General features: G+C 38.5%; 15 protein-coding genes, 2 tRNA genes and 1 CRISPR repeat array. Of the genes, 12 read left to right on the top strand and 5 right to left on the bottom strand.

From position 1 onward, the window contains the following. The first annotated feature begins 208 nt into the window (after positions 1-208). Positions 209-4,066, top strand: coding sequence for a type VI-A CRISPR-associated RNA-guided ribonuclease Cas13a (cas13a, locus tag HHT355_RS11720; RefSeq protein ID WP_103203632.1), 3,858 nt, complete (start codon positions 209-211; stop codon positions 4,064-4,066). 111 nt (positions 4,067-4,177) lie between these two features. Then, positions 4,178-4,476: a CRISPR direct-repeat array (repeat unit 32 nt; unit sequence GTAACAATCCCCGTAGACAGGGGAACTGCAAC). Positions 4,477-4,962: 486 nt separating this feature from the next. Here cas13a and HHT355_RS11715 read toward each other — a convergent pair. The 5 genes from HHT355_RS11715 to HHT355_RS11695 form a co-directional block, all read right to left on the bottom strand. Further along, positions 4,963-6,306 carry a DNA-methyltransferase gene (locus HHT355_RS11715; protein ID WP_103203631.1) on the bottom strand — a complete coding sequence of 448 codons (1,344 nt, stop codon included), beginning with the start codon at positions 6,304-6,306 and terminating at the stop codon, positions 4,963-4,965. Next, positions 6,287-7,111, bottom strand: coding sequence for a DNA-methyltransferase (locus tag HHT355_RS11710; protein ID WP_103203630.1), 825 nt, complete (start codon positions 7,109-7,111; stop codon positions 6,287-6,289). Before HHT355_RS11710 ends, HHT355_RS11715 begins: the two co-directional genes overlap by 20 nt. An 8-nt stretch (positions 7,112-7,119) precedes the next feature. Beyond that, entirely contained in the window at positions 7,120-9,345 is a 2,226-nt protein-coding gene (locus tag HHT355_RS11705; protein ID WP_103203629.1) for an HNH endonuclease signature motif containing protein, read from the bottom strand. 329 nt (positions 9,346-9,674) lie between these two features. Beyond that, a tRNA-Leu gene (locus tag HHT355_RS11700) sits at positions 9,675-9,759 on the bottom strand. Between the two features lie 164 nt (positions 9,760-9,923). Continuing rightward, the gene (locus tag HHT355_RS11695) at positions 9,924-10,871 is read right to left on the bottom strand and encodes a DDE-type integrase/transposase/recombinase (RefSeq protein WP_103201470.1); all 948 of its coding nucleotides are present in this window, start codon (positions 10,869-10,871) and stop codon (positions 9,924-9,926) included. A 186-nt stretch (positions 10,872-11,057) separates the two neighbouring features. Between HHT355_RS11695 and HHT355_RS11690 the strand changes: the two genes are divergently transcribed. From HHT355_RS11690 to purF, 11 genes are all read left to right on the top strand, one after another. Next, positions 11,058-11,129 (top strand) — tRNA-Asn (locus tag HHT355_RS11690). 162 nt (positions 11,130-11,291) lie between these two features. Next, complete coding sequence (locus HHT355_RS11685) at positions 11,292-12,845, top strand: FAD-dependent oxidoreductase (protein WP_103203628.1); 1,554 nt, start codon at positions 11,292-11,294, stop codon at positions 12,843-12,845. Positions 12,846-13,184: 339 nt separating this feature from the next. Then, the gene (locus tag HHT355_RS11680) at positions 13,185-14,282 is read left to right on the top strand and encodes a class II glutamine amidotransferase (RefSeq protein WP_103203627.1); all 1,098 of its coding nucleotides are present in this window, start codon (positions 13,185-13,187) and stop codon (positions 14,280-14,282) included. Then, on the top strand, positions 14,272-15,777 hold the full coding sequence (locus HHT355_RS11675) for a glutamate synthase-related protein (RefSeq protein WP_103203626.1): 1,506 nt from the start codon (positions 14,272-14,274) through the stop codon (positions 15,775-15,777). The genes HHT355_RS11680 and HHT355_RS11675 overlap by 11 nt, the downstream gene beginning before the upstream one ends. 249 nt (positions 15,778-16,026) lie before the next feature. Then, the gene (purC, locus tag HHT355_RS11670; RefSeq protein ID WP_103203625.1) at positions 16,027-16,737 is read left to right on the top strand and encodes a phosphoribosylaminoimidazolesuccinocarboxamide synthase; all 711 of its coding nucleotides are present in this window, start codon (positions 16,027-16,029) and stop codon (positions 16,735-16,737) included. Further along, entirely contained in the window at positions 16,721-18,148 is a 1,428-nt protein-coding gene (purB, locus tag HHT355_RS11665) for an adenylosuccinate lyase (RefSeq protein ID WP_103203624.1), read from the top strand. Before purC ends, purB begins: the two co-directional genes overlap by 17 nt. A 49-nt stretch (positions 18,149-18,197) precedes the next feature. After that, positions 18,198-19,469 carry an adenylosuccinate synthase gene (locus HHT355_RS11660; protein WP_103203623.1) on the top strand — a complete coding sequence of 424 codons (1,272 nt, stop codon included), beginning with the start codon at positions 18,198-18,200 and terminating at the stop codon, positions 19,467-19,469. Between the two features lie 4 nt (positions 19,470-19,473). Continuing rightward, positions 19,474-19,905, top strand: coding sequence for a 4Fe-4S dicluster domain-containing protein (locus tag HHT355_RS11655; protein ID WP_103203622.1), 432 nt, complete (start codon positions 19,474-19,476; stop codon positions 19,903-19,905). A gap of 5 nt (positions 19,906-19,910) precedes the next feature. Beyond that, a complete protein-coding gene (locus tag HHT355_RS11650; protein ID WP_103203621.1) occupies positions 19,911-21,140 on the top strand; it encodes an NAD(P)/FAD-dependent oxidoreductase in 1,230 nt (409 codons plus the stop codon). Continuing rightward, positions 21,137-21,853, top strand: a complete 717-nt coding sequence (locus HHT355_RS11645; RefSeq protein WP_103203620.1) for a GltB/FmdC/FwdC-like GXGXG domain-containing protein — start codon at positions 21,137-21,139, stop codon at positions 21,851-21,853. The genes HHT355_RS11650 and HHT355_RS11645 overlap by 4 nt, the downstream gene beginning before the upstream one ends. A 130-nt stretch (positions 21,854-21,983) precedes the next feature. Next, complete coding sequence (purF, locus tag HHT355_RS11640) at positions 21,984-23,399, top strand: amidophosphoribosyltransferase (protein WP_103203619.1); 1,416 nt, start codon at positions 21,984-21,986, stop codon at positions 23,397-23,399. Positions 23,400-23,403 lie beyond the last annotated feature (4 nt).

The raw sequence follows: 23,403 nt of genomic DNA, 5'->3' as shown, positions 1-23,403 counted from the left end.
GTGAAAACCTGAGGGCATACTGATAATTTTCAAATATGATAGATAATTGAGGTAGCTGATTAATTTCGGCTACCTTTTTGCTAAGAAAGCATAAGTTAAGTATTACCTCCAATATCTGGCTGAAACATTGACTTTTACAAATTTGTATGATATTTTGACATTAATAGACAGTGGGTTAAATTTACATATAAATTTGGGGGTAATTATTATGAAGCTAACCCGCAGAAGAATTAGTGGGAATAGTGTAGATCAAAAAATAACTGCTGCGTTTTACAGGGATATGTCCCAAGGTTTGCTTTATTATGATTCGGAGGATAATGATTGCACAGATAAAGTTATAGAGAGCATGGACTTTGAACGTTCCTGGCGTGGCCGCATTTTAAAAAACGGAGAAGACGATAAAAACCCATTTTATATGTTTGTAAAAGGATTGGTTGGCAGTAACGATAAAATAGTATGTGAGCCTATTGATGTTGATAGCGATCCTGATAATTTAGATATATTAATAAACAAAAACCTGACAGGGTTTGGCAGAAACCTAAAAGCGCCCGATTCTAATGATACACTGGAAAATTTGATACGTAAGATACAAGCCGGTATACCGGAAGAAGAGGTACTTCCTGAACTTAAGAAAATAAAAGAAATGATACAAAAAGATATTGTAAACAGAAAGGAGCAGCTTTTAAAGTCGATAAAAAATAACCGTATTCCGTTCTCTCTTGAAGGAAGTAAACTTGTTCCTTCGACCAAAAAAATGAAATGGTTGTTTAAGCTGATTGATGTGCCTAATAAAACATTCAATGAAAAAATGCTTGAAAAGTATTGGGAAATATATGATTACGATAAATTGAAAGCCAATATAACTAATAGATTAGACAAAACAGATAAAAAAGCCCGGTCAATTTCCAGGGCTGTTTCCGAAGAGCTAAGAGAGTACCACAAGAATTTAAGGACTAATTATAATAGGTTTGTTTCCGGAGACCGGCCGGCTGCCGGGCTTGATAATGGCGGCAGTGCAAAATATAATCCGGATAAAGAGGAGTTTTTACTTTTTCTTAAAGAAGTGGAGCAATATTTTAAGAAGTATTTTCCTGTCAAATCAAAGCATTCCAACAAAAGCAAAGATAAGAGCCTGGTAGATAAATATAAAAATTACTGCTCATATAAAGTTGTAAAAAAAGAAGTTAACCGTTCAATAATAAATCAGCTTGTTGCAGGACTTATACAGCAGGGTAAATTACTGTATTACTTTTATTACAATGATACTTGGCAGGAGGATTTTCTTAACTCCTATGGCCTGTCGTATATCCAGGTGGAGGAAGCATTTAAAAAATCCGTAATGACTTCCTTATCCTGGGGAATTAACAGACTTACCAGCTTTTTCATTGATGATAGCAACACAGTAAAATTTGATGATATTACAACGAAAAAAGCTAAGGAAGCAATAGAAAGTAATTATTTTAATAAACTTAGAACTTGCAGCAGGATGCAGGACCATTTTAAAGAGAAGCTGGCCTTTTTCTATCCGGTATATGTTAAGGACAAGAAAGATAGACCGGATGATGATATAGAGAATTTAATTGTACTGGTTAAAAATGCAATTGAAAGTGTTTCTTATCTGCGTAATAGAACATTCCATTTTAAGGAGAGTTCTTTACTGGAATTACTTAAAGAATTAGATGATAAAAATAGCGGTCAGAACAAAATTGATTATTCTGTAGCGGCAGAGTTTATTAAGCGGGATATAGAAAACTTATACGATGTATTTCGTGAGCAGATTCGAAGCCTTGGTATTGCGGAATATTATAAGGCTGATATGATATCCGACTGTTTCAAAACATGCGGGCTGGAATTTGCCCTCTACTCACCGAAAAACTCTTTAATGCCTGCGTTTAAAAATGTATATAAAAGAGGTGCTAATCTTAATAAGGCATATATAAGGGATAAAGGTCCCAAAGAAACAGGGGATCAAGGACAAAATTCATATAAAGCCCTGGAAGAATACAGGGAGTTAACATGGTATATTGAAGTTAAAAATAATGATCAGAGCTATAATGCATATAAGAATTTGCTGCAGTTGATATATTACCATGCATTTTTGCCTGAGGTCAGGGAAAATGAAGCATTAATAACCGATTTTATAAACCGGACAAAAGAATGGAATCGCAAAGAAACAGAAGAGAGATTAAATACGAAAAATAATAAGAAACATAAAAATTTTGACGAAAATGATGATATTACAGTTAATACATATCGCTATGAAAGCATCCCCGATTATCAGGGAGAATCACTTGACGACTATTTAAAAGTACTTCAGCGTAAGCAAATGGCCAGGGCAAAAGAAGTAAATGAAAAAGAAGAGGGAAACAATAACTACATACAATTTATCCGGGATGTTGTTGTATGGGCGTTTGGTGCATATTTGGAAAATAAACTTAAAAATTATAAGAATGAATTACAGCCCCCATTGTCAAAAGAAAACATTGGCTTAAACGATACTCTGAAAGAACTGTTTCCTGAAGAAAAAGTAAAAAGCCCGTTTAATATAAAATGCAGATTTAGCATAAGTACATTTATTGACAACAAGGGTAAAAGTACAGATAATACAAGCGCAGAAGCCGTAAAAACAGATGGCAAAGAAGATGAGAAAGATAAGAAGAACATAAAAAGGAAGGATCTTTTATGTTTCTACTTGTTTTTGCGCCTGCTGGATGAAAATGAGATATGTAAATTGCAGCACCAGTTTATAAAATACCGTTGTTCTCTGAAGGAACGCAGATTTCCGGGTAACCGTACAAAGCTTGAAAAAGAAACAGAACTGCTTGCGGAACTGGAAGAATTAATGGAGCTTGTAAGGTTTACAATGCCGTCAATCCCTGAAATTTCGGCTAAGGCAGAATCAGGATATGATACAATGATAAAAAAATATTTCAAAGATTTTATTGAAAAAAAAGTTTTCAAAAACCCGAAAACTTCAAATTTATATTATCATTCTGATAGTAAGACACCTGTGACAAGAAAATATATGGCACTGCTGATGAGATCGGCTCCTTTGCATTTGTATAAAGATATTTTTAAAGGTTATTATCTTATTACGAAAAAAGAATGTCTGGAATATATTAAATTAAGCAATATAATAAAAGATTATCAAAACAGCTTAAATGAATTACATGAACAACTTGAACGTATTAAACTTAAATCTGAAAAGCAAAATGGTAAAGATTCCTTATACCTGGATAAAAAGGATTTTTACAAGGTAAAAGAATATGTAGAAAACCTAGAACAAGTTGCCCGCTACAAGCATTTACAGCATAAAATAAATTTTGAATCTCTTTATAGGATATTTAGGATTCATGTTGATATAGCAGCCCGTATGGTAGGGTATACACAAGACTGGGAGCGGGATATGCATTTCTTGTTTAAGGCTTTGGTGTATAATGGCGTATTGGAGGAGAGAAGATTTGAAGCTATATTTAATAATAATGATGATAATAATGATGGGCGTATAGTTAAAAAGATACAGAATAATCTTAACAATAAAAACAGAGAATTAGTAAGTATGCTTTGCTGGAATAAAAAACTTAATAAAAATGAATTTGGCGCTATAATATGGAAAAGAAATCCTATTGCGCATTTGAATCATTTTACCCAAACAGAGCAAAATTCAAAAAGTTCATTGGAAAGTTTGATTAACTCTTTAAGAATTTTACTGGCTTATGACCGTAAAAGGCAGAATGCCGTTACTAAAACTATCAATGATTTGCTTTTAAATGATTATCATATTAGAATAAAGTGGGAGGGTAGAGTAGACGAAGGTCAAATATATTTTAATATTAAAGAAAAAGAAGACATAGAAAATGAACCGATTATACACCTTAAGCATTTACATAAAAAAGATTGCTACATTTATAAAAATTCATACATGTTTGATAAGCAAAAAGAGTGGATATGTAATGGTATTAAAGAGGAAGTGTATGATAAAAGTATTTTAAAATGTATAGGTAATTTATTTAAATTTGATTATGAAGACAAAAACAAATCAAGTGCGAATCCCAAGCACACATAAAACTCGAATCCCATTTTATGCGGGTTTGCGGGCTTACAATTTATCCCAATCAGGGGTTTCGCACTTTTGCCTGCTCAAACCCGCTTGTAATAAGGCTTTTTAAATGCCGCAGTAACAATCCCCGTAGACAGGGGAACTGCAACTTCATGTGTTATCCAAAGATGACCTGACCTAACTTGTAACAATCCCCGTAGACAGGGGAACTGCAACTGTTCTTTTGTTGATAGTATATTGAGGATATTTAGTAACAATCCCCGTAGACAGGGGAACTGCAACACCGAAACCTAAAAATAATGATCCAGTACAAGGACGTAACAATCCCCGTAGACAGGGGAACTGCAACGACCTTTCTGCCTGATTATTTCGGTATTAATATTAGTAACAATCCCCGTATACAGGGGAACTGCAACCCCTCCAATCTTCTCTTTAATTCATCAATGAGTTCGTAACAATCCCCGCAGGCGGGGATTGTTACTGTTTGATAATGTCCTTGTAATCGGTTTTAAGTAATTAACTTAAAAATTGTGGGGTTGAGCTTATAGAAATGTTTTTAAGTGTTACGAATTGTTTTAAATAGTTCACATTTGAAGTGATTTTAGAAAGATTAGGATTATTTTTTTGTTAGATTTTTCCGCTTAAAGAAAAAGCAGGTCCGGATAAGAACCGGGCCTGCAGTTGTCAAACAACTCTTTTTAAATAGTTTCTTTAAAATTTATAGGATATGTGCATAGGATAATTTACAACCCTACTATTTTGCCCATAAAAGAATACCTCCCGGTGTCAGTATGTAAATAAACCACCGGGAGGTTTTTTCAATGCCTATTAATCTAAAGACATTTATTAAACTTTAATGGTATATTGTAAACTTAAGCTGTCGGTAAAGCCAATGATTTCTGTCATATTATATAATCTACTTTTGTATTTGGTATTTCAACCTTAAATCGTGACTCCATCAAAGGCTGAAAACCCTCATAATACTCATAACCTATAAAATTTCTGCCTAACTGCACAGAGGCAATTAATGAAGTGCCGCTTCCCAGAAATGGATCAAGTATTATGTCACCGGGATTTGAAGCCATTTTAACTATGCGAGTAACAAGTTCATTAGGGTATATAGCCGGATGAATATATTTTTTACCTATGCTGCCCGCTTTTCGGTTAATATTCCAAAAAGCTTTTCCGTTAATTATGTCATTTTTATAGTCTGAAAAAGAGCTCATTATATCGCAGTTTAAATTTACATCATAATTTTTGGTGAAAGCTAATATGTATTCGTGTCTGTCAACCAGATTTTTATCATTGGTTGGAATCCCTGATGACTTATGCCAAATCAATATCCCTTTATAATAAAAACCGATTTCCTTGCAGATTTTAATAATGTCATATGGTATAAGTATAACTTTACTGTTATGCATTCTGATATTTATGTTTATCCATAAGCTGCCATCAGGGGTCAACTTTTTGTAACATTGGCTCCAGACTTTTTTTATTCGTTCTAAATACAAATCATAGCTTTCCTGTCCTATTTGGCCTTCTTTAAAATAATTTTTAAGATTCCAATAAGGCGGTGAGGTAACAACCACTTTGATGGTTTCATCCTCTATATCATCCATGTTTTCAGATGATTTAAAATACACTCGACTAAATAAATCATTTATTGTAAGGTTTGTATCGGTTTGATGAGCATTGTCAAGGGATGGAGGTGTATTATTATACACAGTCGGCTCGTTAATTAATATAAAATCAGAGCCGCAATCTGACATATCAAGTATCCTTTTTATAACTCCTTCATCATCCAGAATAATATGATTAGTTATATTTGCGTGCCCATCATCTTCTGTCGGTATCCAAACATTCCCCGGATCTTTTCCCTTGGGATTATAGTTTTTTTCTCTTTTACCCCATTCAATATCTTTCCAGATATGTTTTTCTCTAATGGCATCTTTATTAAATTTCATTTTTTTGCGGTTTTTCGCAAGCCATACTATATATTTAACGTTATCAATTATAAAAGTATTTTGATAAAATGAAGATGGATATACAATAGTATTAATATAATCATAGCCAATATTAATGGCTTCATTAATTACCTGAAAGAAGTCATGTACAACATTATAGTTATTGTCATATTCTGTTCTGACAATAGCAAATAAACATCCTTCATCAGAAAGTAAATCATATGAATCATGTAACGTTTTTTTGATTTTTTCATAACAAGCATTAATTATTATCGTTTGCATCTGTAATACCCGCCAATCGTTTTTCTGCAATATCACAGTATTCTTTTACGGCTTCTATTAACACCCAGTCTCTTTTTAAAATTGTGGCAACTTTTGCTGTTGTTCCGCTTCCTCCGAATGGATCCAATATTAAGTCGCCCGGGTTACTCCATGATAAGATATGATCTTCAACTAATTTTTCCGGAAAAATTGCCGGATGTAAATAGGCTATCTTATCTTTTGTAGAGTAACCGTTTCCGTTTGCATATCGCCATATGTTAGTTCTAACTCCAAACTCCTGAATGGTTTTTTTGCCCTTATTTGTAAGAGAACCATCCTTTTCTCTTCTTGTAACTTCGCCATATGTTGTTGCCCCTGCCCATTTATTGGGCTTGTCTTTTAAGAGATTTACTGTTTTGGGCTTGCCTTTACTTAGAACAAACATAAATTCATATGTATTAAAATATCTATTTGGGTGAGGCGGCCCGGAGCCTGCTTTTTCATATATTATAATGTCATACATATTGAAGCCAATTTCCTGAAAATAAAGAGCCTGTTTAAAACTGGTTAACGATCTGTTGCCATTTAAAGTCCTGTCGCCGATTACCCAAACTACTACTCCGCCAGGTTTTAATATACGGTATATTTCATTGGCTATTTTTTTAAATATATCCATGTTCCATACAATTTTACCTTCGTAGTCTCTCAAGTCATCATATGGTGGACTTGTTACTACTAAATCTATTATATCATTTGGAAATTCACATAACAAATCATTAGAATATGCGTTAAAAATTTTGTTTTTTATATCATTTATATTTAGCATATGTCACCTCATGCTGCAATATCTTCATAATCAGCTTGTGTTATTGCTTTATCAGCCAGTAAAAATTCCAGGTGATATGATTTTAATAAGTTTTGTTCTTTTAATATACGTAAACGTTCAATGAAGCTTAGGTGTAAATAATTGTTCTCGTTTAAATTAATATAAATTACTTCCTTATCTTTGATTGGCAAGTGATGAAATTTTCTGTGACAATTTGGGCAAAGAGCAAATAAATTGAGATAATGATCAGGGCCATAAGCTATTTTTAATGGTATCAAATGATGAAACTCCACATAAGGTTCACCTGCTTGTGTAATAAATGTTTCTTGTCCGCAACATTCGCATTTAAGCATATTGTCTTCGGCAAAGCAAATCATATAATAAGATTTTAATAAATTAGTAAGGTTGGAATTTCTGGATATCTCTTTTATAGGAGATACTACAGCCAATTTGGATATTTCTTCAATACGTGATTTTAAGTCGCTTGCACTTTCGGTCCTGTATTTTGCAACTGACTCTTCATCATAATCAGCTTCTTTTTCTAAGTAAACAGAATAATCTTCATTTTTAATCGAATATATTATATTCGATATTTCTTTCTTAATAGACGTTAAAGAGCGAAAGCCCATATATCTTAATAGTTTTTTAAATGTATTAAAGATTTTTTGGCATATTTTATCAATGGAACTTTGTGATAAGTTTTCTATATCATTTATATCCGACATAACTGCAGCAATAGTTGCCATTATACTGACGAGAATAAATTTATCAACACGTATGTTATACAAATCCCAGTATATTTTTACGCGTTCATTAACAGCAGTATTAATCCCGTTTATGGCATCCCGGTATCTGCTTTTTAAATCATTTTCGGAATCTATAAAAATACTTTCATATTTTTGAATCTTGTAGTTATTTAATTTTGAATAAACTTTATATAAAAGGTCCAATGCATCCTTATTTACAACTGTTATTGATTTTTTATCCAATTTCACAATATTTAATGGATTGGTTGATTTATCAAATTTTAAGTCGGACCGGATGCCTAAAATATACTTCAATAATTCTTTTCTGGCATCTTCGTCTCTAATATCCATTGCTCTTTTGTAATTGTTAACAATTTGCTTTATATTTTGTAAGTCATCAAAAATAGCATTTTCTTCTTTAATCCAGTCTTCTTCCGGAATACTATGTTTCTTTCTTGCTATGATATATTTATATTCATCAATAGAAAATGAGCCTCTTCTTAAGAGTGATCCCAATATATCCGTATATGGTGAATAACTTATTCCGAATTGATCAAGGTTGCATTTTATATTTGACAAATTATTAATTTCGGCTGTTGCCGGTTGAGAAATCATTTTTAATTTCTGATGTTCCCAAATGGCTAAGAATTCTGATGCATTTGCCATTAAGGCTAGTTCCCCGACCGGTGTTAAACTGCTAAATTCAAAATCGTTGGCACCGGATGATTTTGAATGGAAAAATCCATAGTAATACAACAATTGACGTTCATTTCTTATAAATGCAGGCAGGTCACTTTCAATCATGCGGAAATTAGGATTACTGTGTGGAAAGTCATTAATTGCTTGAAGAACGTCTGTAGCACTAATCTTTTGGTGTTGTGCAATGTCAATCAAATGTTTGACAGCCTGGTCTGAAATTATGTATTTAACAGAATTATCACTGATTTTTTTGTTATTGTTTATTTCAGTAACACAAGTTTTAATAGCAGCATCTAAAATACATTTTTCAATATTTGCTTTTGAATATACAAAACCGGGCTGTTGAATATATTCTTTTAAAAGCTTTTTTACTCCAGTTTGACCTCCGCTTCCCATCAAAATGGCAAAGTATAATTTTTTGGCATTCCTTATGTATGCATCACGTTCCTCATTAGAATTAAATTTTGTATATCCAGCAAATTCGGTAAACAAAATAAATTGATCTGATTTTACATTAATAGTAGGATTATCAGGGAAAAAGAATGAGTTGGCCTCATCTTTAACAGAATCGTCGAGACTGTTAACGTATAATTCAAATGATGTTCTAATTTTGTCTTTATAGGATATAGTAGTGATTTCATTTGATAAGAAAACATAATAATATAGAGTTAAAAATTTTTTTGTATACCATAAAGTACCACAGTACGTAGATTTTGTTAATTCCATTGATTTTGTCAGTGCATAATTTCCCGGTAAAAGGGATTGCTTAAAATCCTCCAGAACAGACATAACAATCCTCCATAAATCTTAAACCAATCAATTAATATTAATAATAATTTACATCTAAATTAGTTTATCATAAATGATATATCTAATCAATATTGGCATAAAGCGATTAATAAACAGAAAAGCCGCAAATAACAGGAAACAGGTTAAGTTATATGGTTAATTGCCACTAAAACTTAAGGCTGTTGGATGTGTATATCCGAAGTGCAAGAGTGTTTTCGCGTATATGAAGAAAAGTATGTAGTACAGACCTTATGTGATATATATCTTTGGGATATAGCTTAATCCGGATAGAAAAAAAGCTTGAAACATATCGTTTCAAGCGCTTCTACTGCAGTTGGGGGGACTTGAACCCCCACCCAGTTAACCCGGACTAGAACCTGAATCTAGCGCGTCTGCCAATTCCGCCACAACTGCATATTCAGTTTTATTTACCGAACGAATTAGATTATAACACAGAGGAAATTTAAATTCAACTATAAAATTTATAAATATATGACCAATTTATAGATAAAAATTAAAGACTTGCCGCCTCGTATAAAAATAAATTTTTCGAATAAAATACTAAAAGTGTAGGTTTGTCAAACATATGTTACACCATACTTAATAAAATCATTTAAGACTTCTTGTGGCGATTTCCATCCCAGGGGTCTAATTGGAAAACGGTTATACTCTCTTTTGTTATATATAGTTAGCTGCTTACTGAAATCCTCGAATGAATAGAAGGTATGCGTTGAATAGAATCGCTCATTATCCTTTCTATGACTTCGTTCTACTTTACCATTATGCCTGGGCGTAAATGGCCGTATGAGTTTATGACGAATACCTAGTTGCTTAAGTCGTACTTCAAAAATTGTCGGTGTTTTAGCTTTATTTCCTGATGAAAGGCGTTTAGTGAATTCCATGCCATTATCTGTTTGAATGCATTCTATGGGCAGTGGAAATGCTTTTACAAGGTGCTCTAAAAACTGCATAGATGAATATGTACTACGCTCTTCAAAAGCTTCAACATAACGCCATCTGGAATATTCATCAATAGCAGTATACTGATAAAACTTTTGCCCCTTGGCTTCATTAACCAGGCATGAAGAAGGTACGGCCTTGACATCAATCTGGAACCTCTGGCCAGGATATGACATTTTCTCATAAGGCTTAGGAATGTACTTTGGTTTTTTTGGTTTAGTAGGCATAAGGCTTTTCTTACGAAGAAAACGATATAGACCGGTGATGGATCTTTTATAGCCACGTTGCCTAAGTTTTACCCAAAAAACAACCAAACCATCATGAGGATTACGACGGCGCATGTTATTAATAAGTTTGATTTCTTCTTCAGTATGCTGATTAGGATGATGATGAGGCCTTCTGGACCGATCTCTAAGAGAATCCCAAGAGCCATCGTAACGGCGTTTCCAGCGATAGACATACTGGCGATTGGTTTTATAACGAGCAGCAGCTTTTGAAACACCATATTTATCAGCATACTTAATTAATGCTAGTCTAAATCTCATATCCTGTGTTATAATAGCCATACGGAAATGCTTCTCCTTTCTGTTTGTATTTTTGTATGGTAACTTAAATATAACACAAAAGAGAGCATTTCCGTTTTTATTTATTTAATTTTGTAACACATGTATTGTAAACCTACAAAATTTTTCGAATAAAATACTAAAAGGATATTGACAATCGCAAATCGCCGATATAATATTAATTTGTATTCCTCGATAGCTCAATGGTAGAGCACGCGGCTGTTAACCGCGGGGTTGTAGGTTCGAGCCCTACTCGGGGAGTTTTTTTATTAATAGGCATTTGCTAACAAATTTAATGCAAAATTCCATAGATCCTCATATGAAAAACCGGAAACTTTTGATAAATTTCCGGTTTTTTATTTTACCACCTCTTTAAGAATAATTTTAAACCTTTTAGGCAAATATAGCCTTGAGGTGAATTATATGGATATTTTATGGAAGGAAAACGGTACATTTAAAGAGGAAGGGACTGAAATAGGAGAGTCCATATGGATTCAAAAGGAGTACAGATTCGGTAAAGATGACGATTTTTCAGGCAGGATAGCCGGCCCCACATTAAAAAGCGATATCAGCTGCGAAGTAGCGGTAATCGGAGCAGGCCTTGCAGGAGTACTTATAGCTTATATGCTGCAAAAGCGGGGAGTACCGGTTGTGGTTTTAGAGTGCAGAAGAGCCGGCGAAGGAATAACAAAAAATACTACAGCAAAGATAAGCTCCCAGCATGGGTTGATATATAAAAAACTTCTTACTTATAAAGGAGAGCAAAGAGCCATGGAATATGCCATGGCCAACCAGCTTGCCATAGAAAAATACAAGGAAATAATTGATGAACTTAATATAGATTGTGACTTTGAAGTACTTCCAAGTTATGTTTATACCCTTGATAATGAGCAAAGGATAGTTCAGGAAGTGGAAGCCGCTAAAAGATTAGGGCTTCCCGCCGTATTTACCAGAGAAACAGCCCTGCCTTTTAAGGTTAAGGCTGCAATCAGATTTGACAATCAGGCCCAGTTTCATCCTTTAAAATTTCTCGATGCGGTGGCGGACACTTTAAAAATTTATGAGAATACCAGGGTGACCCAAATTTATAAAAATGGGCTTATTATAACCGAACATGGCAGCGTTAAGGCTAAAAATATTGTCATAGCCACCCATTATCCTTTTATAAATGTACCGGGGTATTATTTTATAAGACTCCATCAGGAGCGGGAATATCTTGCGGCTTTGGAGGGAGAGCAAAAAAAATTTGACCTTGACGGTATGTATCTTGATGCCGATCCGGACGGCTTTACCTTCAGAAAATACAAAGACTATCTCATTTTAGGAAGCGGCGGCCACAGAACGGGCAAGTATCAGCCGCCTGATGCTTACAGGCTGTTAGAGAGAGCCGCAAACAGGTGGTATCCGAACGCAAAGATTAAATACAAGTGGTCAAATCAGGATTGCATAACCCCTGATGCTATTCCTTATATAGGAAGGTATTCGGTCCGCACACCCAATATATACGTGGCTACGGGATTTAACAAATGGGGTATGACAGGCTCTATGGTAGCGGCCATGATTATAAGCGATATGATTACAGGAAAAGAAAATGAATACCGCAAAGTCTTTATTCCAAGAAGATTAATGCTTTCCGGAAGCCGGGTGCTTATTAAAGATGCGGCCATCATTACAATAAGCCTGCTTGAGGAACATTTAAAAATACCCCATGACAAGCTAAAGGACATTGAAAAGGGTAAAGCCGGAGTTGTACGCTATGCAGGACAAAGAGTAGGAGTGTATCGTGACAACAATGACAAATATTATTTTGTTTCCACCAAGTGTCCTCATCTGGGATGCAAGTTGGAATGGAATCAGAATGAACTTACCTGGGACTGCCCCTGCCACGGCTCCAGGTTTGATTATCAGGGCAGGCTGATTAACAATCCGGCCATGAGAGATGTTTTTGATGCCTGTGTTAAAAGAAGAAATAAATAATATATGGATTGATTTGTGCGTCATATCGGCACAAAAGCCGTCCGGTTATGACGCACAAATGTTTACTTCTTTTTTTGTCCCTGCATATAATATGTAATATAGGGATGTATATATATTCTTTTTCATGCATAAGTTGATAAAAAGATTTAATTTTTTCCTTTTTATGTTTGACAAATAAAAATCCATGTATTATACTATTTTCACTGAACAAAGGCGTTCATCAGATAATGTGTAAAAAGCTTATAACCGGACTTATACCGGTTGGTTGGCTTTGCTCACACATTATGTGATGGGCGCCTTTTTAGTTACCTATCTACACTTTAAGCGGGAGGTTTAATTATGCGGGAAGGTCAAATAAGAATACCGTCAGGTTGTGCCATATCCGGCATTATAGATAAAACAGGTAAACGCATGAGCGGCGAAGCTATTATCAAGTCCATATCGGTTATGCATGACCGTTCAAACGGCCTTGGAGGAGGTTTTGCGGCTTACGGAATATATCCCGAATACAAAGATTTTTATGCACTTCATATCTTTTATGAAAATACCGGTGCCAAAAAAAGCTGTGAAGAATTTTTGGAACGGCATTTTGACATAATCAATCTCTCAAAGATTCCCACAAGAAAAGTTAAAGGCATTACGGACGAACCCCTTATATGGAGATACTTTGTAACTCCGTTTGCTACAAAACTGGCTGACAGCCAGCTTGATGAGCGGGAATATATGGCAAAGTGCGTATTTCGCGTAAATACCCGTATCCAGGGAGCATACGTATTTTCCTGCGGCAAAAACATGGGTGTTTTTAAAGCGGTCGGTTTTCCTGAGGATGTAGGAAGGTTTTACAGGCTTGAAGAATATGAAGGATACTGCTTTACCGCCCACGGCCGTTATCCTACCAATACGCCGGGCTGGTGGGGAGGGGCTCATCCTTTTGCCCTTCTTGATTATTCGGTAGTACATAACGGTGAAATATCTTCCTATGACGCCAACCGCCGTGCCATAGAAATGTACGGATACAAATGTACGCTTCTTACCGATACTGAGGTTATTACCTATATTATCGATTACCTGCACAGAAAAATAGGATTAAAGATGGAAGAAATCGCTTCGGTTATAGCTGCCCCCTTCTGGCAGACTATAAGCCGGATGGAGCCGGAGAAGCAAAAATACCATGAATATCTAAGAAATGCGTTCTCAGCCCAGCTGATTACAGGCCCTTTCTCAATTATAGTCGGATTTGACGGTGGGATAATGGCCCTTAACGACCGACTGAAACTGCGCAGCATGGTTGTCGGTGAAAAGGGAGATAAAGTATATATTGCCAACGAAGAAGCGGCTATCAGGATTGTAGAGCCGGATCTTGACAGAGTATGGGCCCCTTCAGGCGGAGAACCTGTGATTGTCCTTTTAAACGGAGGTGTAAATAGTGGCAGTTAATTATATATATCCTGAATACGAAGTAGTAAGAAATTATGACCGGTGTATAGTATGCCGGGTTTGTGAACGCCAGTGCGCCAATGGTGTTCATGAATACCTGCCCGATTTAAATAAGATGACCTGTGACGATTCAAAGTGCGTAAATTGCCACCGGTGTGTGGCTCTTTGTCCTACCCGGGCCCTTAAGATTGTTAAGTCTGACAATACTTACAAGGAAAATGCCAACTGGAGTAATAAGACCATAAATGAAATTTACAGGCAGGCAGAAAGCGGCGGAGTCCTTCTGTCCAGTATGGGAAACCCCGAAAATTATCCTATTTATTTTGATAAAATCCTCCTTAATGCTTCTCAGGTTACAAACCCTTCTATCGATCCCCTTCGTGAGCCTATGGAAACCAAAGTGTTTTTGGGTGCCAAGCCTAAGGCTATTAAAAGAGATGCCGAGGGCAAACTGGTCGATAATCTTACTCCGCATCTAACCCTTTCTATGCCTGTTATGTTCAGTGCCATGAGTTACGGTTCCATCAGCTACAATGCCCATGAAAGCCTGGCAAGGGCCGCAAAGGAACTTGGCATTTTCTACAATACCGGTGAGGGCGGCCTTCATGAGGACTTTTACAAGTATGGGGACCATACTATTGTGCAGGTGGCTTCCGGCAGGTTCGGAGTTCATCCTGATTATCTAAGCAGCGGGGTTGCCATAGAGATTAAGATGGGCCAGGGAGCTAAACCGGGTATAGGCGGACACCTGCCCGGAACAAAAATCGTAGGAGACATATCAAAAACCAGAATGATACCTGAAGGTACAGATGCAATTTCGCCCGCACCCCATCATGACATATATTCAATAGAAGATTTAAGGCAACTTGTCTACTCCTTAAAAGAGGCAACCGATTATAAAAAGCCGGTTATCGTTAAGATTGCCGCAGTGCACAACGTGGCGGCTATTGCCAGCGGCATAGCAAGAAGCGGAGCCGATATTATAGCCATCGACGGATTTAGGGGAGGTACGGGAGCGGCTCCCACCAGAATCAGAGACAATGTAGGAATACCTATAGAACTAGCCTTAGCCAGTGTGGATAAGAGGCTCCGGGACGAGGGCATAAGGGATAATGTTTCCCTCGTCGTCGGAGGAAGCATACGCTCCAGTGCGGATGTCGTAAAGGCCGTAGCACTCGGGGCTGACTGTGTCTATATAGGAACAGCCGCCCTGATTGCTCTTGGTTGCCATCTTTGCCGAAGCTGTCATTCGGGCAAATGTAACTGGGGTATAGCAACTCAGGTTCCTTCGCTTGTAAAACGCCTAAATCCCGAAATCGGCTATAAGAGGCTGGTTAACCTGATGAATGCCTGGAAGCATGAAATTATGGAAATGATGGGCGGTATGGGTATCAATTCAATCGAAGCCCTTAAGGGTAACCGCCTGATGCTTCGGGGTGTGGGCCTAAACGAAAAAGAGCTTGAAATTCTGGGAATCAAACATGCGGGAGAGTAAAGTAAGAAGTAAAAAAGATAAGGGTTTGTCTCGCGCACAAAAGGACTAACAAATTGTTATTATAAAAACACATCAGGCATATCAAAAATGTTTCATAAATGTTTAGTCCAAAAAATGTTTAGTGTAGAACATATTGCCGGACTAAAAACCGCATAATCTACGCAAAGAAAAATAAAGCTGCACCAGTAAAACCAGCCGTCTAATTTGGCTGTAAACATACACGAAATTATGTCGGAACGGAGGAAGGGCATGGACAGGATTTTGTATGAAGGCAAGTCAAAGATAATTTACGAAGGGGAGGATGAAAACAGCTACATTATTAGGTTTAAAGATACGGCTACGGCTTTTAACGGAGTAAAAAAAGAGGAGATCCCCGAAAAAGGCAGATTAAATGCCGAAATATCAAATTTATTGTACGAGTACCTGGAAGAAAACGGCATAAAAACCCATTTAATAAAAGTTATCGATGAAACCACAATTCTTGTAAGAAAAGCCGAAATAGTTATGGTTGAAGTAATTATAAGAAACTTAGCGGCAGGCAGTTTTTCAAAAAAATACGGAGTGCCGGAAGGAACACCTCTTGCCAATACGGTCGTGGAATTCAGTTTAAAAAGCGATGAACTGGGAGACCCTATGATAAACGATAGCCAAATAACGGCACTTAAAATTGCTACGGCTGAAGAACTGAAGGAAATGTCCGAACAGGCTAAAAAAATTAACGAGCTTCTAAGCGGCCTGTTTTTAAAAGCCGGGATTATCCTTGTGGATTTCAAACTGGAATTCGGAAGAGCCGGAAAGGAAATAATACTTTGCGACGAGATTTCTCCGGATTCATGCCGCTTTTGGGATGCCAATACAAAAGAGAAACTCGACAAGGACCGCTTCAGGCGAGATCTGGGTAATGTGACTGAAGGCTATAAAGAAGTACTAAGGAGGCTTAAAGATGTCATCGGTGTATGAAAATCCCTTGTGCAAACGCTATGCCGGTAAGGAAATGCAGCAAATCTTTTCTGACGATAATAAATTTTCCACCTGGCGCAAGCTTTGGGTTGCTCTGGCGGAAAGCGAAAAGGAGCTGGGACTTCCTATAAGCGATGATCAGATTGAAGAAATGAAGGCCCATATTTATGACATAAACTATGAAGTTGCAAAGAAAAAAGAAGCGGAAGTACGCCATGACGTAATGGCACATATACACGCCTACGGTGAGCAGTGCCCACTGGCAAAACCTATTATACATCTTGGGGCTACTTCCTGTTATGTGGGGGACAATACCAACATTATTCTTATGAGAAGTGCCCTTTTGCGTATAAAAAAGCTGCTTATAAATACTCTTGCAAAACTTTATGAATTTGCTGATAAATACAAGGACCTGCCATGTTTAGCCTATACCCATTTTCAGGCAGCCCAGCCTACCACGGTAGGAAAAAGGGCAACCCTCTGGATGCAGGATCTGGTCTTTGACCTTGATCAGCTGGAATTTACTCTAAAAAACCTAAAACTTCTTGGCTGCAAGGGAACTACAGGAACAGCAGCCAGCTTTCTTTCCCTGTTTGAAGGTGACCATGAAAAAGTAAAACTTTTGGAGCAAAAAATAGCTGAAAAGATGGGCTTTGACAGCGTATACAAGGTCAGCGGCCAGACCTACTCCAGAAAGGTAGATTATTATGTGCTTTCTGTTCTTTCGGGTATAGCCCAAAGTGCCGCAAAGTTTTCAAACGATATTCGCCTATTGTCCCACTTAAAAGAAATAGAAGAGCCTTTTGAAGCAGGCCAGATCGGATCTTCGGCCATGGCATATAAGCGAAATCCTATGAGAAGCGAAAGGATAGCTTCTCTTGCCAGATATGTGATAGTAAATACGCAAAATCCGGCATTTACGGCAAGTGCCCAGTGGCTTGAGCGGACTCTTGACGATTCAGCCAACGGAAGGATTTCGATACCTGAAGCCTTTCTTGCGGTAGACGGTATTCTTTCTCTTTACATTAATATAGTAAGCGGCCTTACGGTTTATCCCAGGATGATAAAGAAGCACCTGGATGAGGAACTTCCTTTTATGGCAACGGAAAATATATTGATGTACTGCGTCAAAAAAGGCGGAGACAGGCAGGCGCTTCATGAGCGCATCCGCAGACATTCCATTGCGGCGGCAGGTAAAGTAAAGCAAGAAGGCGGGGAAAATGATCTGCTTAAGCGGATATTGGAAGATAAGGCTTTCGGATTAACAGAAGAAGAATTAAATACCATTACGGATGTCCGCCGTTTTACGGGCCGGGCAAAAGAACAGACGGAAGAATACTTGTCGGATATAGCCGTCATACTAGATGAAAACAAAGACTTATTGGGCGTAGATGTTAATATACAGGTTTAAGAAAACATCTGGCCTGTAACAAGCCAATTAAATTATTGAGGTGAAAAATATGCTTACTGCTATTGTGGGAATAAACTGGGGAGATGAAGGAAAAGGCCGCATGGTAGACCTGCTTTCTGCCGATTATGATGTAATCTGCAGGTATCAGGGAGGAAACAACGCAGGCCATACGGTTATAAATGATAAGGGAAAATTTATACTAAATCTTCTTCCGTCGGGTATCCTTCGTGATAATGTCGTTAACGTTATGGGATGTGGCATGGTAATTGATCTGGAGCATTTATACGGGGAGTTAGAAACCCTCCGAAGCAAGGGAATAAGAATAACACCGGATAAACTGAAAATAAGTGACAAAGCATTTATATGCATGCCGTACCATAAGCAGCAGGATATCCTGGAAGAGGAACGGCTGGGTGACAAAAAATACGGTTCTACAAGAAGGGGCATAGCTCCGGTTTACGGGGATAAATACATGAAAAAGGGCATTCGGATGATGGACCTTTTAGAACCGGAAACCCTAAAAGATAAACTTGCCAACATTTTGGAATGGAAGGACATTATTTTAAGCGGTTACGGTCAGATAAGGCTGTCTTTGGAGTCGATATATGAGTGGCTTATTGAATACGGAAAACCTTTAATGCCATATATAACAGACACCTCAGCTTATCTTTATAAAGCAGTGCAGGAAAATAAGAATATCCTGTTTGAGGCCCAGCTTGGAGCCCTGCGGGATATTGATTACGGTATATACCCTTATACCACCTCTTCCCAGACCCTGGCGGCATATGCAACCACAGGAGCGGGAATTCCCGGCATCAAGCTTGACAACGTGGTGGGGGTAATGAAAGCATATTCCACATGTGTCGGCGAAGGCCCGTTTGTGGCTGAACTTTTCGGGGATGAAGCCAAAGCCTTACGTGAAGCCGGGGCGGAATACGGAGCTGCCACAGGAAGGCCAAGAAGAGTAGGAGGTTTTGACGTTCCGGCAAGCAGGTACGGCGTAAAGGTTCAGGGAGCCGACTTTATTGCCCTTACGAAACTGGATGTGCTGGCTTATATGGATAAAATACCGGTTTGCGTTGCCTATGAAATTGACGGGAAAAGATGCGAGGAATTTCCTGTCGGTGACAGGCTTATGAGAGCAAAACCCGTTTATGAATATATGGAAGGATTTAAAACGGATATTTCAGGGTGCAGAAAGCCCGAAGACCTGCCGGATGCAGCCAGAAAATATATAGAATTTATTGAAAAGGCTGTAGGGTGTCCGATCCGTTACGTATCGGTAGGGCCCGGCCGGGATGATTATATCGAAATGAGGTGACCCGGTGAAAAGAGTATATGTAAATGAAAAGTGGTGCCTTGCCTGCCACCTGTGCGAATATTACTGTACTTTCGCAGGAACCGGAGAAAAAGACATGGCAAGAGCCCTCAAAGGGATCAGGACTAATCCCAGAATAAAAATAGAGGAAAAGGATGATATAAGTTTTGCGGTATCCTGCCGCCACTGTAAGGAGCCTCTTTGTGTAAAGGGGTGTATTACGGGAGCCTTAACCGTATCTGACGGTGTTGTCACAATAAATTCTGATAAATGCATAAGCTGCTTTACATGTATTCTTTGCTGCCCTTACGGGGCCATTTCATATGCTGATGATAAAACGGTACTTAAATGTGAGCTTTGCATAAGAACGGCAGACCGGACACCGGCCTGTGTCAAGGGGTGTCCCAACGGAGCCATAGTTTTTGAGGAAAGAGGGTGAGGGTTGTGAAATATGTAATTATCGGAAATTCCGCTGCCGGAATCGGGGCTGTGGAAAAAATAAGACAGCTTGATAAATCGGGTGAAATAACAATTATTTCAAGTGAGCCCCATCATACATACTCCCGCCCGCTCATATCATATCTTTTGCAGGGAAAAACCGACGAGCAAAGGATGAAATACAGGGATGATGATTTTTATAAAAGAAACAAATGCACTTTTCTTGCCGGAAAGACGGTAACAAAGATATGTCCGGACAATAAGTATGTTGAGCTGGACGATAAAAAGACCATACCTTATGATAAATTGCTGGTTGCCGCCGGTTCTTCTGCTTTTGTTCCGCCTATAGAAGGACTGGATACGGTAAAAGATAAATTTACCTTTATGAGCCTGGATGATGCGAGGAAATTACAGGCCTCCCTTGGTAAGGAAAAGAAAGTTCTGATATTGGGAGCAGGCCTTATAGGACTTAAGTGTGCCGAAGGAATATTGGATAAGGTTAAGGAAATCACCGTAGTGGATTTGGCTCCTAGGATTTTGTCAAGCATTTTGGATGATGAGGGTGCCCGTATTGTTCAGGACCATCTTGAAAGGAAGGGCATGAAGTTTATTCTTTCCTCCGGCGTAAAAACTTTTGATGGCAATACTGCAATCTTAGATAATGGGGCAAGCGTAGATTCTGACATACTGGTAATAGCCGTGGGTGTCCGGCCCAATACGAAACTCCTTGCCGGAATCGCCGACATAGACAAGGGCATAATAATTAATGACAGGTGTGAAACATCGGCAAAAGATATCTATGCTGCAGGTGACTGCACTCAGTCCGTGGACGTTTCAACCGGCCAAAGCAAAATAATGGCGCTTCTTCCCAATGCCTATATGCAGGGGGAATGTGCCGGGGCTAATATGGCAGGGGCAGATATGAGCTTTGCCAAAGCCATTCCTATGAATGCCATAGGCTTTTTCGGCCTTCATATAATTACCGCAGGATCATATTACGGTGACGTTTATACGGATAAAAAAGACGGAGGCTATAAAAAACTGTTTTACGGATCGGACCGGCTTAACGGATACATACTTATTAAAAATGTAGATAAGGCAGGAATATATACAAGCCTGATCCGTGAAAGGACCCCGCTTTCCTCCATAGACTTTTCACTGATATGTGAAAGACCGGGCCTGATGGCATTTACCAAGGAGGAACGGGTAAGAAAACTGGGAGGTGCCGATCTATGAATATATCAGCGGAAAACATGGATTTTAAAGAGTTAAACGAGATGATAAAAGCAGCCGAAGGGGATGTGTTTATAAGTGACTGCTACGGGCAACGATACATTGGCAGCGGCCTTAAGGATAAGGTCATAACCATTGAAGGGACACCCGGAAATGCCCTGGGAGCTTATCTTGACGGTGCCATAATTAAAGTAAAAGGAAACGTTCAGGATGCCGTCGGGGATACCATGAATGAGGGAAAAATAATTGTATACGGAAATGCCGGGGATGCCTTGGGGTATGCTATGAGGGGAGGCTGCATCTATGTAAAGGGCGATGCCGGGTACCGTACAGGCATACACATGAAGCAGTACAAGGATAAAAAGCCGGTTATCGTAGTAGGCGGAAAAGCAGGAAGCTTTCTCGGGGAGTATCTGGCAGGAGGACTCATTGTTGTCCTGGGTATCGGAGCGGATGACCTTCCGGTTGGTGAATTTACCGGTACCGGGATGCACGGCGGGTGCATATTTATCCGCACCGACAAAGAGCTTACAGGCCTGCCCGCCCAGGTTGTAGTAGGGATTGCCACAAAGGAAGATAAGGAAGAGATGATACCTTATTTGACCGAGTATTGCGAAATTTTCGGCTTTGACGCAGAAAAATTGGCGGCAGACAGTTTTTACGTATTAAGGCCCAATGCAAAAAATCCCTATAAGCAGCTTTATACGGCAAATTAAATATTTACTTGCATGCTGTTACAGACGGTATAAAGCAGATAGAGCGGTAAAGCCGGTTAGAGCGAATACAGCAATTAAGATGTTAATTTGCAAAACCAAAAGATGAATTGTAGCCGAGGAGATAATGTTTATGGAAATCAGCGATAAAATTCATGAAGAATGTGCGGTTTTCGGAGTTTCTACCCTGAAGGAGGAAGCTGCCGGAATTACTTATAACGGATTACTTACCCTGCAGCACAGGGGCCAGGAGGGGGCAGGCATAGCCGTAGTATCCAAAGGGAAAATCTTATACCACAAAAATCTGGGGCTGGTCAGCGAAGTTTTCTCCGGAAACGTACTCCAAAACCGCCTCAAAGGTCATATTGCCGTAGGCCATACCAGATATTCAACCACAGGCAGCAATACTAAAGAAAACGTTGGACCCTTCATAACAGAATATCTTACGGGCCGTATTGCCACGGCGCATAACGGCAATATCACCAACGCACTGGAACTTCGGACACAGCTTAAAAGTTACGGGGTTGACTTTAATTCCAGCAGCGACAGTGAGGTGGTATCGGCCTTAATAGCCTATCACATTACCAGAGAGCAGGATACCCTTAAAGGAGTTATAAAGGCCGGGGGATATTTAAAAGGGGCATTTAGCCTGATTATAGCCGGCAGCGAAAATAAACTGATAGCCGTTCGGGACCCGAAAGGGTACAGACCGCTTTGCATAGGGAAAAATTCCGACGGGATAGCCGTAGCCTCGGAAAGCTGTGCGCTTGATACCTGCGGCTTTGATTACATCCGTGACGTAAGGCCGGGTGAAGTAATTATTATCGAGAACGGAAAAATAACATACGAAGAAGTCGTACTTAAGAATGAAGATGAAACCGGCGGTCTTTGTATTTTTGAATACATTTATTTTGCAAGGCATGATTCGGTAATCGACGGGCTTAGTGTTTATGAAGCCCGGGTAAATATGGGCAAAGCCCTGGCAAGGGAATACCCTGTAGAAGCTGATATTGTCTGCGGTGTTCCGGATTCTGGCCTGGAAGCAGCCATAGGATACAGCATTGAAAGCAATATTCCTTTGGTTCCGGCGTTTGTAAAAAACAGATATATAGGAAGAAGCTTTATATATCCTACCCAGGATATGCGGGATTACGCGGTAAGGTTAAAGCTAAATCCCCTTAAAGCCAACATTGAAGGAAAAAGAATAGTATTGGTGGATGATTCGATAGTACGGGGAACCACCAGCGAGAAGATAGTAAGAAGCCTTAAAAGTGCCGGTGCCAAAGAGGTTCATATGCGGATTTCCTCTCCTCCCTTTAGATATACTTGTCATTACGGAACGGATATAGACAGCCCTGATAATCTGATTGCAAATAAAATGAGCATTGATGAAATCTGCAAACAGATCGGAGCGGACAGTTTAGGATATATAAGTATCGAAGGATTAAAAGAAGCATGTAAAAAATGCAGGCTAAGCTTTTGTACCGGATGCTTTACGGGCCATAAGTGTAAAGTATCCGTAACAAAGCAGGACCTGGAGGAGGTGTAAAAGA

The organism is Herbinix hemicellulosilytica, from assembly GCF_002904165.1.
Lineage (GTDB): Bacteria > Bacillota > Clostridia > Lachnospirales > Lachnospiraceae > Mobilitalea > Mobilitalea hemicellulosilytica.
The sequence above is the reverse complement of the archived record's forward strand: the minus strand, read 5'-3'. Positions and strand labels throughout refer to the sequence as shown.